Here is a 15,617-nt window from a genome sequence, read left to right as displayed (position 1 = left end):
CACGCGATCGCGCTTTAATCGCTGGTCATAGGCTAGGCGTAGGAATGGAAATTGCCAAGAGGTCGCCTTGGGGACATTGATCGATCTTTCATGCTCGGAAAGCGAGCTCGTGCGGTGAACGACAGCCCGGATCCGGCTTCAGCACGCTGGGAATTCGCGGGCTGCCTCTGAGGGCCTGCTGTGTGCAGGGCTTCTAGCCTCGATCTTTCTCGACCTTGAGTTGGTCGGCTGAGGTCTTCGGCTGGAGATCGATTTCCTCGCTGTGGTCAGCGTGGCTGCCCGGCTGTCGCGCCGGGTGGGCGGGGTTCCAGGGCCCGAGGGTTCCTTCCTGGTTCGTGGGGATGGTTTCGTGCTGGTCAGGTCGGCGCTGGCAGGGCTTGGAGCCGGGCCAGGGCGGTCAGGAGTGTGCCGGCCCAGGGCCATCGCGTGGCGATGCGCAGGCGCAGGCGCAGGCGACGGCCACCGCGCACCAGGCGTCCGGCGGCGGCGAACAGACGTAACCGCAGGCGTTTGGGCTCATAACGGCGGGCGTCGGTGCCGTGTAGGGCCAGCATCTGCATCCAGGCGAGCAGTTCGCAGGCCAGGGCGACGATCTCGAGCCAGATCTGGTTCTGGGCGAAGTCGTGCAGGGGCAGGTTGCGCAGGCCGGTGTCCTTGGCGGCGCGGATGCGGTCTTCGGCGCGGGCGCGGCGGCGGTGGCGTAGTTCCAGGTCGGCGGGCTGGCCGCCTTGGGTGCCGGTGACGAAGCAGGTGAAGCGGTGTCCGTCTAGATCGGTGAAGCGCAGCTGGGCGCCGGGGTGCGGGCGTTCTTTGCGGACGATGACGCGCATGCCTTTGGGCCAGCCGGTCAGCTCCAGCAGGCCGGTGAGCTCGGCGACCCACGCGCCCGGGCGCGGCCGGCGGTCGGCGTTGTAGGCGGGGGTCCAGGCGGTGGCGGGCAGTTTGAGGATGGCGGTGGCGATGTCGTCGGTGATGGTGAAGCCGATGGAGTACTTCAGCCATCGTCCGGGGCGGGTGAGCCAGTTCAGGAACTCGTGGGTGCCGCCGCCGGAGTCGGTGCGGATGAGCACGTTGCGCCGCTGGGCGCGGGGCAGCTGGGCCAGGGCCAGGCGGGTGGTTGCGATGTGGTCGGCGGCGGTGTTGGAGCCGGCGTTGCCGGGCCGCAGCAGCAGGGCCAGCGGTTCTCCACCGCCGCCGGGGCCGTGGTCGGCGAAGGCGGTCATCGGGTGGAAGCCGTAGCTTTTCTTCCAGGTCGGGGCGGCGTGCTGCTTGTCGGAGTGGGAGATGACGATGGTGGCGTCGAGGTCGACGATCACGGGCTGGGCGTCGGTTCCGGGGGCATGAGCGCCGGCCAGGTGCCAGGCGCGCTGGCGGGTGGTGGCGCGGGCGGTGCGGATGGCCTTCAGCGCGTGGGTCTCATCGGCGGCGAGCCGGTCGATCAGGCGTGAGACGGTCGGGTCGGAGGCGATGGGGCCGAACAGCTCGGGCTGGGAGCGCAGCAGGGCGATGTCGGCCAGGCAGTCTCCGCCCAGGGCGAGAGTGAGGGCGAGATCAGCGATGACTTTGCCTGGGTCGTGCACGGCGCGTGAGGGGCGCCACCGCTCCAGTTCGTGTGACAGCGCCCGGTTCAGGCCGGTGGTGGCCAGCGTCCGGGTGAGGAGGAGGCCGCCTGCGTGGGACAGGAGACCGTTTGCGTCAGCGGACAGGCTGATCTTGCGGTTGGACGCGATAGTCTGCATGTGAAAAGTGCCTCTTGCTCTGGCGCGGACAGGACCTTCGACAAGCCCTATCCTCCCAGCTCAAAGGCACTTTTCTCATGTAAACGATCAGTTCGGCTCAAATTCCCCGTGAAAGCCCGAGGCTAGAGGGTGATCGGGGTCCAGTCGTAGCGGGGTTTCCGTCCCAGATGCTCAGTGCGGTAGCTGTCTTACGTCCCGGCCTCGACCAGATCGAGATCTCGAAGTGCGGCTGGAGCACTACGAGGTGATCGGAGCGGAACGAGGGGAAGGTACTGGTCGCGTCAGAGGGAAACGAGGCCGGGCTTGTCCGGTAGGGCGGGGGAACGGAACATGGGAGGGACCGGGAGGAAGCCTCGATGATCGAAATCTGGCCGGGAGATCCTTACCCGCTCGGGGCGACCTATGACGGCGCCGGCACCAACTTCTCGCTCTACACCGAGGTCGCGGATGCGGTGGAGCTGTGCCTGTTCGACGAGGACAACCGCGAGGAGCGGGTGAAGCTCACCGAGGTCGACGGCTTCATCTGGCACGGCTACCTGCCGGGCATCGGGCCCGGCCAGCGCTACGGCTACCGGGTGCACGGTCCGTACGACCCGGCGCACGGGCTGCGCTGCAATCCGAACAAGCTGCTGCTCGACCCGTACGCGATGGCGATCGAGGGCGGGGTGACCTGGCACGAGGCGGCGTACGGTTACCGGTTCGGGCATCCCGACACCCGCAACGACCTCGACTCGGCCCCGTACGTGCCGCGCTCGATCGTCGTCAACCCGTTCTTCGGCTGGGGTCACGACCGGCCGCCGGCGACCCCGTACCACGACACGGTGATCTACGAGGCGCACGTGCGGGGGCTGACCATCAGCCATCCGAAGATCCCCGCGCGGGTGCGCGGCACCTACGCCGCGCTCGGCCATCCGGTGATCACCGACCATCTGACGAAGCTGGGCGTCACGGCGCTGGAGCTGATGCCGGTCCACCAGTTCGTCACCGACCACGTCCTGGAGCAGCGCGGGCTGTCGAACTACTGGGGCTACAACTCGATCGGCTTCTTCGCGCCGCACAACCGCTACTCCAGTACCGGGCAGCGAGGCCAGCAGGTGCTGGAGTTCAAGGCCATGGTGAAGGCGCTGCACGAAGCCGGCATCGAGGTCATCCTGGACGTCGTCTACAACCACACGGCCGAGGGCAACCACCTGGGGCCGACGCTGGGCTTCCGCGGCATCGACAACCCCAACTACTACCGGCTGGTCGACAACGACAAGCGCTACTACATGGACACCACCGGCACCGGCAACAGCCTGCTCATGCGCTCGCCGCACGTGCTGCAGATGATCATGGATTCGCTGCGTTACTGGGTCATCGAGATGCACGTCGACGGGTTCCGGTTCGACCTGGCCTCGACGCTGGCCCGGGAGCTGCACGAGGTCGACCGGCTGAGCGCGTTCTTCGACCTGGTGCAGCAGGACCCGGTGCTGTCGCAGGTCAAGCTCATCGCCGAGCCGTGGGACGTCGGGCCCGGCGGCTACCAGGTGGGCAACTTCCCGTCGCGGTGGACCGAGTGGAACGGCCGCTACCGCGACACCATCCGCGACCTGTGGCGCGGCCAGCCGGCCACGATGCCGGAGTTCGCCTCCCGCTTCACCGGGTCGAGCGACCTCTACCAGGCCGACACCCGCCGCCCCGCCGCCTCGATCAACTTCGTCACCTGCCACGACGGCTTCACGCTGCGGGACCTCGTCTCGTACGACCACAAGCACAACGAGGCCAACAAGGAGGGCAACCGCGACGGCACCGACGACAACCGGTCCTGGAACTGCGGCGCGGAGGGCCCGGCGGGCTGGGCCATCGAGTCCCTGCGCGAGCAGCAGAAGCGCAACTTCCTGACCACGCTGTTCCTGTCGCAGGGCGTGCCGATGCTGTCGCACGGCGACGAGCTGGGCCGCACCCAGCAGGGCAACAACAACGGCTACTGCCAGGACAACGAGCTGACCTGGGTCGACTGGTCGGACGTGCGGGAGAACTGGCTGCTGCTGGAGTTCACCCAGAGCCTGGCGGCGCTCCGCAAGAAGCATCCGGTCTTCCGCCGCAGGCGGTTCTTCTACGGCAAGCCCGTACGGGGACTCAGCGACATCGCCTGGCTCACCCCGTCGGGCGAGGAGATGACCGACAGCGACTGGAACGTCGGCTACGCCAAGTCGCTGGCCGTCTTCCTCAACGGCGAGGCCATCACCGAGCCCGACCGGCGCGGCCGGCCCATCAGGGACGACTCGTTCCTGCTGCTGTTCAACGCGCACCACGACACCATCCGCTTCACGATCCCCAAGGACTACGGCGAGATGTGGCAGACCGAGATAGACACCGCGATGCCGATCAGATTGGACGTGCGCATGTGCCGCGCCGGGGAGGGCGTGGCGGTGCCGGGGCGGAGTGTGCGGGTGCTGCGCCGTGTCTGATTCCCTGACCAGGCCCGTCTCGACCTACCGGCTGCAGCTGACCCCCGACTTCGGCTTCGCCCAGGTGGCGGAGATCGCCGGCTACCTGCGCGACCTCGGGGTCAGCCACGTCTACCTGTCGCCGATCCTCCAGGCGACGCCCGGCTCCCTGCACGGCTACGACGTCACCGACCACTCCAGGATCCGCGAGGAGTTCGGCGGCGCGAAGGGCTTCCGCGAGATGGCCGAGCAGCTCGCGGCGCACGATCTCGGCGTCGTGCTCGACCTGGTGCCCAACCACATGAACACCAAAAACGCCGCGTTCTGGTCGGTGCTGAAGGACGGCCCGGAGTCCCCGTACGCGCGCTGGTTCGACATCGAGTGGGAGGACGGCAAGGTCGCGCTGCCCGTGCTCGGCGACGACACCGAGCCGGTCGTCGACGGCGACGTGCTGCGCTACCACGAGCACGAGTTCCCCTATCCGGGCCACTACCGGCTGGTCGACTGGCGGGAGGGGCCCGGCTACCGGCGCTTCTTCGACGTGTCCACCCTGATCGGGCTGCGGGCCGAGGACCCGGAGGTGTTCTTCGCCACCCACGAGGTGATCTTCTGGCTGCTCGACGAAGGGCTGGCCGACGGGCTGCGGGTCGATCACCCCGACGGCCTCGCCGACCCCCGAGGCTATCTGGAACGGCTGCGCGCCAGGTCCGGCGGCACCTGGACGGTCGTGGAGAAGATCCTCATCGGGGAGGAGCGGCTGCCCGCCGACTGGGCGTGCGACGGCACCACCGGCTACGAGACGCTCAACCGGGTCACCGGCCTGTTCGTCGACCCCGGTGGCAAGCGGCCGCTGGTCGAGCTGTTCACCCGGCTGACCGGCGAGCCCGCCGACTACCGGCAGGTCATGACCCTGGCCAAGCAGGAGGTCGTCGACCTGTTCTTCGGCGCCGAGGTGAGCCGGCTGGCCCGCGCCGCCTCCTGCGACCCGGCGGCGGTCGCCGAGCTGCTCGCCGCCATGCCGGTCTACCGGGCGTACGTGGTGCCGGGCGAGCCGCCGCCCGCCGTGTCGGTCGAGATCGTCGAGGGGGCGGCAGCGGTCTGCTCCTCCGCCGTCCACCCGCTCGTCGAGCAGGTCCTGCACGGGCCGCCCGAGGTGATCACCCGGTTCCAGCAGGCCTGCGGTCCCGTCATGGCCAAGGGGGTCGAGGACACCGCGCTCTACCGGTGGTTCCCGCTGTCGTGCCTGAACGAGGTCGGGTGGGAGCCGGACCACTTCGGCGTGCCGGTCGAGGAGTTCCACGACTACTGCGCGGCCATGCCGCCGCACACCATGACCACGCTGTCCACCCACGACACCAAGCGCTCGGAGGACGTGCGGGCCCGGCTCTCGGTGCTGTCGGAGCTGCCCGAGGAGTGGGAGAAGGCGGTGTCGGAGTGGTCGGCGCAGGTCGCCTTCGACCGCCGGCTCGACTACCTGGCCTGGCAGAACCTCATGGCCGCCTGGCCGATCTCGGCCGGCCGGTTCACCGACTACCTGCTGAAGGCGGCGCGCGAGGCCAAGACCGCGATCTCGTGGGTGCGCCCCGACCCGGACTACGAGCGGGGGCTGCGCGCGTTCGCCGAGGCGGCCGTGCGGCTGCCGGTCGGCGAGTTCACCGAGCGGATCGACCGCTACGCGATGGCGAACTCGCTCGGGGCCAAGCTCGTGCAGCTCATGATGCCCGGCGTGCCCGACGTCTACCAGGGCAACGAGACGACCGACTTCTCCCTGGTCGACCCCGACAACCGGCGGCCCGTCACATATCCGCGCACCCCCGCCTCCGCCTGGGACGCCGCCAAGCTCCGGGTCACCACGCAGGCGCTGCGCCTGCGCCGGCGCGTCGGCCCCGCCGCACCGTACACGCCGCTGCGCGCGGACGGCGCGGCGGCGGAGCACGTGATCGCGTTCGCCCGAGGCGGCGACGACCCCACCGGGACCGGTGTCGGCGCGCGGGCCGTCGCCGTCGCCACCCGGCTGCCCGTCGGCCTGGAGCGGCGCGGCGGCTGGGGCGGCACCACGCTGTCGCTGCCGCCGGGCAGCTGGCGCGACCTGTTCGGCGGCGGCGTGCACACCGGCCGGGTCCCCCTGGCCCACCTGCTCGGTTCCCTTCCCGTCGCACTCCTGGAGCGAAATGATCTTTGACGTGTGGGCCCCCAACGCCACGGCCGTCGAGGTCCTGGTCCTGGGCGAGCGGCGCGGGATGTCCGCCGGGACGGACGGCTGGTGGTCGCTCGACGTGCCGGACGCCGTGCACGGCACCAGCTACGCGTACGTGATCGACGGCGACGGCCCCTACCCCGACCCCCGCTCCCGCCGGCAGCCCGAGGGCGTCTTCGGGCCCAGCGCCGTGTACGACCACGCCCGCTACACCTGGTCCGACCACGACTGGAAGGGCCGCGACCTGCGCGGCGGGGTGATCTACGAGCTGCACATCGGCACGTTCACCCCCGAGGGCACGTTCCAGGCCGCCGCCGGCAGGCTGGACCATCTCGTCGAGCTGTGCGTCGACTTCGTGGAGATCATGCCGGTCGCGCCGGTGCCCGGCACCCGCAACTGGGGCTACGACGGGGTCGACCTGTACGCGGTGAACGAGACCTACGGCGGGCCCGACGGGCTCAAGACCTTCGTCGACGCCTGCCACCGGGCCGGCATCGGCGTCATCCTCGACGTGGTCTACAACCACCTGGGGCCGTCGGGCAACTTCCTGCACCCGTTCGGCCCGTACTTCGGCGGGTTCGAGGGGAGCTACTGGGGCGAGGCGGTCAACCTGGACGGGCCCGGCTCCGACGTGGTGCGCCGCTACTTCATCGAGAACGCGTTGCAGTGGCTGCGCGACTACCACGTCGACGGCCTGCGGCTGGACGCCGTGCACGCGCTGCACGACAAGCGCGCCACCCACCTGCTGGCCGAGCTCGCCGAGGAGGTGGACGCGCTGTCGTGCGCGACCGGCCGGCCGCTGACGCTGATCGCCGAGTCCGACCTGAACGACCCGCGCATGGTGCGTTCCCTGGACGCGGGCGGCCTGGGCATGACCGCCCAGTGGAACGACGACGTGCACCACGCGCTGCACACCGCGGTGAGCGGCGAGACCCACGGCTACTACGCGGACTTCGCCGGGCTGTCCGCCCTGGCGAAGGTGTTCACCGACGGCGTCCTGCACGACGGCGGCTACTCCAGCTTCCGCCGCCGCTCCCACGGCCGGCCCTACACCGGCGTCCCCGGCCACCGGCTGGTCGCCTGCCTGCAGAACCACGACCAGATCGGCAACCGGCCGATGGGCGACCGGCTGCCGATGCCCGCGCTCAAGCTCGGCGCGGGCCTGCTGCTGACCTCGCCGTTCACGCCGATGCTGTTCATGGGGGAGGAGTGGGGGGCGGGGACGCCTTTCCTGTTCTTCTCCGACCACGCCGAGCCCCACCTGCGCGAGAGCGAGGGCGGGCGCAGGGAGAAGGAGTTCGAGGGCTTCGGCTACACATGGGAGGCGCCCGACCCGTCGGCGGAGGAGACGTTCCTGAGCTGCAAGCTCGACTGGCAGGAGCTGAAGGACGAGGCGCACTGGTCGCTGCTGTGCTGGTACCGCGACCTGATCGCGCTGCGCAAGGCGCTGCCCGAACTGACCGACCCGCGCCTCGACCGGGTCAGGGTGGAGACCGATCCGGCGGGGAAGTGGCTGGTCGTGTGGCGGGGCGAGGTGTGCGTGAGCGTGAACTTCAGCACGGACACGGTCACGGTGCCGGTGCCGCTGGGCGGGCTGCTGCTGTCGTCGGACGAGCCGGTGGCGGAGGACGGGCAGGGGGTACGGCTCCCGGGCCAGTCCCTGGTGGTCCACCGCCCTTCCGGCTGAAGGCCCGATCCGTTCCTGTGTCGACCAGCTCTGCGGTCGGTGACCCGGTCCGTTCTTCGGGGGTCCGACTGGCGGCCGGCGGTCGTCCACAGGGGGTGTCGCTCCGCGCTCGTCATCCCCAGAACCTGGTTCGTGCCCGCGTGCCCGGCGCGCTCTCGCCGATCCTGGGGTCCCGACCACCGGAGGCCCTCGTGAAGATCGTCCTGCCCCTGCCCGTCACCCTGACGTCCCTGTTCGTCGTCACGCTCATCGGCGGCGCCTTCGAGCCCTGGCAGCTGACCGGCCCCCACAGGAAGGCCGCCATGGCCGCGCTCGGCTCCCGCCGCCTGCGGCTCACCCACCACCCCACCCCGTGGAAACCCGCCGCCGTCGCCCTCACCCCCGGCGAGCGCCGCCTGCTGCGCCGCTCCAGACAGCACCTCACCGTCTCCTCCGCCGCGCCGCCCCACGACCAACCGGCCGCCGTCCAGGCCGCCAGGGCCGTCGCCCGCGCCCTCGCCCAGGCGTACGGCGGCCTCCTGGCCGACCCGCTGACCGGCGCAGTCCTGCCCGCCCGCGACCCGGAGCCCACCGCCTTCCACCTGGCCGACGGCTGGCTCGGCTGGGACGTCCAGGTCCACGACGACGCCACCTGCTCGCCGTGGGACCCGGCGGGCGCCGGCGCCTGCGACGGCCTCATGGTCACCTCCCGCGGGCTGCGCAGGTTCGCCCTCCCGGAGATCACCCTCGACGGCGCGGCCTGCGCCCACACCCTGTGCGCCACCAACCTCCTGCGTACGGTGGCCGCCCGCCTGGTCGCCGGCCACCTCGCCTTCGCCGCCGCCCACCCCGGGGCCCGCCGCCGCGCCATCGACGACCACCTCCCCCTCCCGCCCGCCCCCCTCGGCGTCCGCCTCACCCCCTGCGCGCCGGCCCCCTCACCCGGAGGCGGCAGCATCAGACGCCTGAAGGTCGGCCCGGCGGGCGACGCCGGCCCCGTCACCTACCTCAAGGTCGGCCCCCCGGCCGGCTTCACCGGCTCACTGAACGACTGGCTCTGTGCCACCCAGGCCCCCGCCCGAGCCGCCGTCACCTCCATCGCGGCCTGACGCCCTCCGGCGGGGAACGACCGGGGCCGGTCGTTCGTAGGACCTGATGTGGACCCATTCGAAGACCTCGACCGCAGGTTGAGGGAGGCACACGACCGAGTCCGCTGGTTCGACCACCTGGCGGCGCGGCGCTCCTCGCTCGGGCGGCAGATCCGGGAGGTCGCCGACCTGGTGACCGAGCTGGAGCAGCAGCTGGCCAAGGAGCGGCGAGACGTCGAACGCCTGGAGGGCGGCCTGTCCGCGTTCATGGCCAGGCTGACCGGCTCCAGGGAGGAGCGCCTCACGCGGGAGCGGGCCGAGGCGGCGCTCGCGGGGGAGCGCCTCGACGGCCAGCGCGCGAGACTGGAAGCCCTCACCGGCGACCTCGGCGAGACGGAGCGCGACCTCGCCGCCACCGCGGGGGCCGCCGACGACTACCAGCGGCTGCTGTCCGAGAAGGAGCGCCTCCTCGTCGAGCGGGGCGACCAGCGCGGGCGGCGCCTCATGGAGCTGTCGGGCCTGATGGCCGACACACAGGCCGACCTGCGCGAGCACGACGAGGCCCTGCAGGCGGGCAAGGCGGCGGGGCAGTGGGTCGGCCACGTGCTGACGCAGCTGGAGCACGCCCGCGGCGCCTCGACCTGGGACATGTTCGGCGGCGGCGTCTTCGCCGACGCCGTCGAGCGAGAGCACCTCGTCACCGCCGACCAGGCCACGTGGCAGGCTCAGCAGGCGCTCGACACGTTCGCGAGGGAGCTGGCCGACCTCGGCTGGGCCGTCCGGCCGAAGATGCCGGAGGTGGACACCCGCTGGTTCGCCGACGTCTTCTTCGACAACATCATCACCGACGCGCTCAAGCACCAGCGCATCAACAGGACCCGCACCGCCGTGGCCGAGATGTCCGCCTGGATCGACGACTCGCTCCGGACGCTCGCCCAGGGCCAGGCTGACCTGACCCGGCGCCTCGGCGACCTCACCGGCGAGCGCGAACACCTGCTCGCCACCTGACCGTCAAGGGACGGCCGCCCAACTATGCCGGGCAGGTCGCATCTCAGCGGCTGAGGACGCGGCGCAAGGCGGACTCCAGCGCGGTGGCCGGTTCGGGGGCGGGGCCGGTGGCGCGCCAGGCGACGTAGCCGTCCGGGCGGACCAGGACCGCCCCGCCCGCGCCGACGCCGTACCGCGACCGCCACTCGCCCTTGACGTCCACCGCGTCGTGGCCGAGCACGACCCTCGACAGCGCGACCCCGAGACGCCTGGACACCAGGCGGCCCGCGTCCGACCAGGACTGCCCGCCCTCGCCGTCGGCCAGGAGCACGAACCCGCCGCCGAACAGGTCGATCGTGGACATCGGGCGGCCCTCCCAGGTCAGCGGCACGTGCGGGGCCCGGCTGCCGGGCCGGCCGGTGGGGTGGCGCGGGTCCTCCAGCAGGGAGCCGTCGTCGTCCGGATCCTCGATGACGGCCGTGGAGTGGTAGCGGGCGCCGAGGACGGCGCCCTGCGGGTCGCCGAGCGGCTCGGGATAGCCGACGCGGGCGGCCGGCGGCATCCGCATGCCGAGGTTGGCCAGCTGGGCGTCGGCGGTCATGACCCCGATCGGGCGGCGTTCGGCGTCGTAGGAGTCCAGGAAGTCCGGCCCCGCCTGACCGGTGATCACCAGCCAGAGGCGCCAGGCCAGGTCGGCGCCGTCCTGCAGCGCGAGGCTGCCGCCCTGGCCGCCGGTGGGCGGCATGGTGTGGGCCGCGTCCCCGGCCAGGAACACCCGGCCCTCGCGGTAGCGCCCGGCCAGCACGTGCGCCATGGCGAAGCTGGTCCGGTCGAGCAGCTTCACCGCCAGGTCGGGCACGCCGGTGGCGACGCGGGCCAGCTCGACGCAGCGTTCGGGGGTGAAGTCGGCCTCGCTCCGGCCCGCGCCGGTGTCGTAGTTGACCGCGAGGACGTGGGCGCCGACCCCGGTGCCGGTGAGGATCACGCCGGTCATCGCGTCGTTCCGCAGGTACCAGAGCGTCACCTCGCGCTCCCGTACGAGCCCTGACAGGTCGGCGTCGAACATGATCGAGCACATCCGCCCGAGCTCGCCCTTGCCCGTCACGGGGATGCCGAGGCTCCGGCGCAGCGGGCTGCGGTAGCCGTCGGCGGCCACCACGTAGTCGGCGCGCATCGTGACCGGCCCGTCGCCGGAGCGGACGGTGGCGGTGACGCCCGCGCCGTCCTGGTGGAGCGCGACCAGCTCGGTGGAGAACCGCAGGTCGGCGCCGAGATCCTCGGCGCGCTCCCGCAGGATGCGCTCCACCTCGGCCTGCGGGGCGCCCACGAGCGCGGCGGGGGTGGCCTCGGCCATGAAGGCGAACTCCTCCCGCTCGTCCGAGACGATCATCTGAGGGTCGGGGTCGTCGAGGGCCGAGGCGATGGCGATGCGCAGGTTGTCGCCGATGCCCGCCCAGATGTCGCACAGCTCCTGCTCGACACCGGGGACGGAGCGAAGCAACTCGACGGCCCGGTGGTTCACGCCGAACGCCTTGGGCTGGAGCGAGGTGCCGGGCCGCCGCTCGACCAGCATGACGGGGATGTCACGCCAGGCCAGGAGCAGGGCCGCGCTCAGACCGGCGTAGCCGCCGCCGACGATCAGAACAGAAACACGGTGGTACGTCATGACGACCTCCCGAGGCACGAGTAATATCGCGATGGTCACGATATGTCGCGTCTCGGGAGCGGTCAAGACATATCTCGAACTCAGTCCAGGTGCTTCTCCAGCGACTCCACCTTGCCGGTCATGGCGTCCGTCACGCCGGGGCGCAGGTCGGCCTTGAGCACCAGCCCCACCCGGGGAGCGACCTCCGCCACCGCGTCGACGGCCCGCTTGACGACGTCCATCACCTCGTCCCACTCACCCTCGACGGTGGTGAACATGGCATCCGTGTGGTTCGGCAGCCCGCTCTCCCGCACGACCTTGACGGCCCTGGCGACGGGCTCGGCGACCCCCTCGCCGACGCCGAGCGGGGTGATGGAGAATGCGACGATCACGGCGTGACCTCCTGAGCTCCTGGCGCGGCAGGTCCGCGCCGACGAACGTGGCAGGCCGGACGGTCAGAGGTGGAGGTGCTCGTCCTCCGCCTCCTCCTCGTCCTCGGCCGGGCCCTCGGAGGGCTCGACGCCGAGCATCGCCTCACGCGGCTCGATCTCGTCGATGTGGTCGACGAGCTGCAGCACGTGCTCGGGCTCGATCAGCCACTGGAGGGCGGAGGCGCCGGTCTCGTCGGACTTGACCAGCTCGGCCTGCTCGCTGCGCTCTTCGTCGGTCAGCTCGGCCTCGGGGTGGCGGATCTCCGCCAGGGCCGCCGCCTGCAGGGCGTCCACGTCGAGCACTTCGACCGTCAGCTCGACCGTGAGTCGTAGGAACTTCTGTGCGTCACTCATGCGACGAGCCTAGGGCAGCTTCCACTCCACGGGGGCCGCGCCTTGCTGGGCGAGCAGTTCGTTCGCGCGGCTGAACGGCCGGGAGCCGAAGAACCCGCTGCGCGCCGACAGCGGCGACGGATGGGCGGACTCGACGCGCGGCACGGAGCCCAGCATGGGCGCGAGATTGCGGGCGTCGCGGCCCCACAGGATGGCCACCATCGGCTTCTCACGCGCGACCAGGGCGCGGATGGCCTGCTCGGTGACCTCTTCCCAGCCCTTGCCCCGGTGGGAGGCGGGCTTGCCCGGCATCACCGTCAGCACCCTGTTGAGCAGCAGCACGCCCTGGTCGGCCCAGGGAGTGAGGTCGCCGTTGGCCGGCCTGGGCAGCCCCAGGTCGGACTCCATCTCCTTGTAGATGTTGACCAGGCTGCCCGGCAGCGGCCGCACGTCGGGGGCGACGGAGAACGACAGCCCGACGGGGTGACCCGGGGTGGGGTACGGATCCTGACCCACGATCAGGACCCTGACATCGTCGAAGGGCTGGTTGAAGGCACGCAGCACGTTGGCTCCCGAAGGGAGGTACTGCCTGCCTTCGGCGATCTCGTTGCGGAGGAACCCGCCCATGTGGGCGATGCGCTCGGCCACGGGCTCCAGCGCGCGGGCCCATCCGGCTTCGACGACTTCGTTCAGTGGACGTCCGGCCATGGGCGTTGAGCTTAGCCAGGTCTGGCGGGCGATGCGTACGGAACCCGGAGAAATGATCACCAAGGGCGGGCGCCCGCGCCCCCGCGGGAAGACGGGCGCCCGCTTGGGTCACTTCACCGAGCCGGCCATCATGCCCTGGACGAAGTAACGCTGGAACGCGAAGAACAGCACCAGCGGGATGATCAGCGACAGGAAGGCGCCGGACGAGAGGATGTCCATGTTGGTGCCGAACTGCCGCATCTGGGACTGGAGGTACTTGGTCATCGGCTGGTTCGCCGGGTTGGCGTAGACCAGCGCGATCAGCATGTCGTTCCACACCCAGAGGAACTGGAAGATGCCCAGCGAGGCGATGGCGGGCTTGCCCAGCGGGAACACCACCGACACGAAGATCCGCCACTCCGGCGCCCCGTCCATCCGCGCCGCCTCCAGCAGGGAGGCCGGGATGCCGATGAAGAAGTTACGGAGCAGGAAGATCGCGAACGGCAGCCCGAACGCCACGTGGAAGAGCACGACGCCGGGGATCGAGCCGAAGATCCCGACCTGGCCGTAGAGCGCGGCCACGGGGATCAGCGCGATCTGGATCGGCACGATCAGCAGCCCGACCACGACCAGGAACAGCAGGTCCCGGCCGGGGAACTCCATCCAGGCGAACGCGTACGCCGCCATGGCCGCGATGCCGATGACCAGGATCGTGGTCGGCACCGTGATGGCCACGGTGTTCCAGAAGGACGCCCCGAAGCCGCCGGCCAGCAGGTCGGCGTAGTTGGCGATGGTGATCTCGGCGGGCTTGGTGAAGATCGTCCACCAGCCCTCGGCGTTGTTGACCTCGGTCGTGCGCAGCGAGACCACCAGCAGGCCCAGGGTGGGCACCAGCCAGAACAGGCCGAGCAGGATCATCACGACCTGGACGACGCCGCTGCCGAGGCGGTCGACGATGCGTCCGGCCAGGTTTCGCCGTGGCGCGCCGGCGTGGCTCTGCGCCGGGGCCGTGGCCGTGGCCGTGGTCATGACTCACCCCTCTTGAACCTGCGGATGTTCATGATCATGAAGGGCAGGACCAGGATCAGCAGGAAGACGGCCAGCGCGCTGCCGAGCCCCTGGTTGTTCCCGCCGCCGAACGCGACCCGCCACATCTCCAGCGCGATCACGTTCGCCTCCGGCTGGACCGACGGCGGTGCGATGATGAACACCAGGTCGAACACCTTCAACGTATTGATGATCATCGTCACGAAGACGACGAGCAGCACCGGCGACAGCAACGGCACCGTGATCCTGCGGAACACCTGCCATTCGGTGGCGCCGTCGATGCGGGCCGCCTCCAGCGCGTCACGCGGGATGGCCGCCAGGCCGGCCGCGATCAGCACCATGGCGAACCCGGCCCACACCCAGACGAAAGCCCCGATGATCGCCGGTGTGATGAGCGTCGGGCCGAGCCAGGTCAGGCCGTTGTACGCGGCCGTGAAGTTCTCCTGCGGCAGCCGTACCTCGTAGGAGCCCGAGGGCAGGCCGTCGAACCGGAACGATCCGTCAGCGGCCGTCGTGGCGGTCGCCGCCACCTCGCCGTCGCTCACGGCCTCCACGGTCATCCCGGGCAGGCCCTTCTCCGTGGGGTCCGGCTGGCCGTTCACGCCGCCGCCGCCCGGGGTGAAGTCGAACCACACCGTGCCCGACAGCCCGTCGCCGCCGGTCGCCGCGACCGCCGGCTGGGCGTCCGCGGGCATCACCTCCGGCTTGACGCCCACGATCGGGATCAGCACGGTCTGGCCGGACTCCACCGGCTGCTTGGTGACGACCGAGCCGTCCTCCTGGGCGGCCACCGGTGACTGGTCGCCCTCGCGGGCGCGCGCCTCCGGATAGCCCTGGGAGGAGGAGAACGTGTCGTGCACCACGGTCATGATGGCGTTGGCCACGCCCTTGTCCGGGTCCTCGTCGTACACGAGGCGGAAGATGACGCCGGCGGCCATCAGCGAGACGGCCATCGGCATGAAGACGATCAGCTTGAACGCGGTCGCCCACTTGATGCGCTCGGTCAGCACCGCGAAGATCAGGCCGATCGTGGTGACCACGATCGGGGCGACGATCACCCAGATCAGGTTGTTGCGGATGGTCTTCAGCGTCCCGGCGTCACTGAAGATCGTCCCGTAGTTCTCCAGCCCGACGAACACCTGGTTGGTGGAGTCGTACATGCTGCGGACGATCGAGTATCCGATCGGGTAGACCACCCAGATGCCGAGGAGCAGGGCCGCCGGCAGCAGGAAGACGATGGCGATCGTGGGTGACGGGCCGAGGCGTCGTCGTGTGCGGGGGGTATCAGCCGGTCCCGAGGTAGGCCCGCCCGTGTCGTCCACGGGCGGGTCCTGGGGGCCGTCCAACCTTTCGGTCACGGCCATGCCT

General features: G+C 70.8%; 12 protein-coding genes. 5 read left to right on the top strand and 7 right to left on the bottom strand.

The window, feature by feature from the left end; all coding sequences use genetic code 11:
* Positions 1-356: 356 nt before the first annotated feature.
* The gene (locus ABD999_RS08000) at positions 357-1,739 is read right to left on the bottom strand and encodes an IS1380 family transposase (protein ID WP_271275456.1); all 1,383 of its coding nucleotides are present in this window, start codon (positions 1,737-1,739) and stop codon (positions 357-359) included.
* 356 nt (positions 1,740-2,095) lie between these two features.
* Here ABD999_RS08000 and glgX point away from each other — a divergent pair, with 356 nt between their 5' ends.
* From glgX to ABD999_RS07975, 5 genes are all read left to right on the top strand, one after another.
* Positions 2,096-4,189, top strand: a complete 2,094-nt coding sequence (glgX, locus tag ABD999_RS07995; protein ID WP_148033950.1) for a glycogen debranching protein GlgX — start codon at positions 2,096-2,098, stop codon at positions 4,187-4,189.
* The gene (gene treY, locus ABD999_RS07990; RefSeq protein ID WP_271275455.1) at positions 4,182-6,350 is read left to right on the top strand and encodes a malto-oligosyltrehalose synthase; all 2,169 of its coding nucleotides are present in this window, start codon (positions 4,182-4,184) and stop codon (positions 6,348-6,350) included. Before glgX ends, treY begins: the two co-directional genes overlap by 8 nt.
* Positions 6,340-8,052, top strand: coding sequence for a malto-oligosyltrehalose trehalohydrolase (treZ, locus tag ABD999_RS07985; RefSeq protein ID WP_271275454.1), 1,713 nt, complete (start codon positions 6,340-6,342; stop codon positions 8,050-8,052). Before treY ends, treZ begins: the two co-directional genes overlap by 11 nt.
* Positions 8,053-8,243: 191 nt before the next feature.
* Positions 8,244-9,140, top strand: a complete 897-nt coding sequence (locus ABD999_RS07980) for a hypothetical protein (RefSeq protein WP_271275453.1) — start codon at positions 8,244-8,246, stop codon at positions 9,138-9,140.
* A gap of 48 nt (positions 9,141-9,188) precedes the next feature.
* Positions 9,189-10,127 (top strand): hypothetical protein, encoded by a 939-nt coding sequence (locus ABD999_RS07975; protein WP_271275452.1) that lies wholly within the window; start codon positions 9,189-9,191, stop codon positions 10,125-10,127.
* Positions 10,128-10,170: 43 nt separating this feature from the next.
* On the opposite strand, the gene ABD999_RS07970 is transcribed toward ABD999_RS07975, so the two are convergent.
* The 6 genes from ABD999_RS07970 to ABD999_RS07945 form a co-directional block, all read right to left on the bottom strand.
* Positions 10,171-11,772, bottom strand: coding sequence for an FAD-dependent monooxygenase (locus ABD999_RS07970; protein ID WP_271275451.1), 1,602 nt, complete (start codon positions 11,770-11,772; stop codon positions 10,171-10,173).
* Positions 11,773-11,852: 80 nt separating this feature from the next.
* Positions 11,853-12,143, bottom strand: a complete 291-nt coding sequence (locus tag ABD999_RS07965) for an MTH1187 family thiamine-binding protein (protein WP_271275450.1) — start codon at positions 12,141-12,143, stop codon at positions 11,853-11,855.
* 63 nt (positions 12,144-12,206) lie between these two features.
* On the bottom strand, positions 12,207-12,536 hold the full coding sequence (locus ABD999_RS07960) for a hypothetical protein (protein ID WP_148033944.1): 330 nt from the start codon (positions 12,534-12,536) through the stop codon (positions 12,207-12,209).
* Positions 12,537-12,545: 9 nt separating this feature from the next.
* On the bottom strand, positions 12,546-13,223 hold the full coding sequence (locus ABD999_RS07955) for a uracil-DNA glycosylase (RefSeq protein WP_271275449.1): 678 nt from the start codon (positions 13,221-13,223) through the stop codon (positions 12,546-12,548).
* Positions 13,224-13,331: 108 nt separating this feature from the next.
* The gene (locus ABD999_RS07950; protein WP_148033942.1) at positions 13,332-14,231 is read right to left on the bottom strand and encodes a carbohydrate ABC transporter permease; all 900 of its coding nucleotides are present in this window, start codon (positions 14,229-14,231) and stop codon (positions 13,332-13,334) included.
* Positions 14,228-15,613, bottom strand: a complete 1,386-nt coding sequence (locus ABD999_RS07945) for an ABC transporter permease (RefSeq protein WP_148033941.1) — start codon at positions 15,611-15,613, stop codon at positions 14,228-14,230. The genes ABD999_RS07950 and ABD999_RS07945 overlap by 4 nt, the downstream gene beginning before the upstream one ends.
* Positions 15,614-15,617 lie beyond the last annotated feature (4 nt).

The sequence above is a fragment of the Nonomuraea ferruginea genome, from assembly GCF_039540635.1.
Lineage (GTDB): Bacteria > Actinomycetota > Actinomycetes > Streptosporangiales > Streptosporangiaceae > Nonomuraea > Nonomuraea ferruginea.
The sequence above is the reverse complement of the archived record's forward strand: the minus strand, read 5'-3'. Positions and strand labels throughout refer to the sequence as shown.

Excerpts from the sequence above, each read along its gene's own strand:
- ABD999_RS08000 (WP_271275456.1), bottom strand. The coding sequence starts at position 1,739 with ATGCAGACTATCGCGTCCAACCGCAAGATCAGCCTGTCCGCTGACGCA.
- glgX (WP_148033950.1), top strand. The coding sequence starts at position 2,096 with ATGATCGAAATCTGGCCGGGAGATCCTTACCCGCTCGGGGCGACCTAT.
- treZ (WP_271275454.1), top strand. The coding sequence starts at position 6,340 with ATGATCTTTGACGTGTGGGCCCCCAACGCCACGGCCGTCGAGGTCCTG.
- ABD999_RS07970 (WP_271275451.1), bottom strand. The coding sequence starts at position 11,772 with ATGACGTACCACCGTGTTTCTGTTCTGATCGTCGGCGGCGGCTACGCC.
- ABD999_RS07960 (WP_148033944.1), bottom strand. The coding sequence starts at position 12,536 with ATGAGTGACGCACAGAAGTTCCTACGACTCACGGTCGAGCTGACGGTC.
- ABD999_RS07955 (WP_271275449.1), bottom strand. The coding sequence starts at position 13,223 with ATGGCCGGACGTCCACTGAACGAAGTCGTCGAAGCCGGATGGGCCCGC.
- ABD999_RS07950 (WP_148033942.1), bottom strand. The coding sequence starts at position 14,231 with ATGACCACGGCCACGGCCACGGCCCCGGCGCAGAGCCACGCCGGCGCG.
- ABD999_RS07945 (WP_148033941.1), bottom strand. The coding sequence starts at position 15,613 with ATGGCCGTGACCGAAAGGTTGGACGGCCCCCAGGACCCGCCCGTGGAC.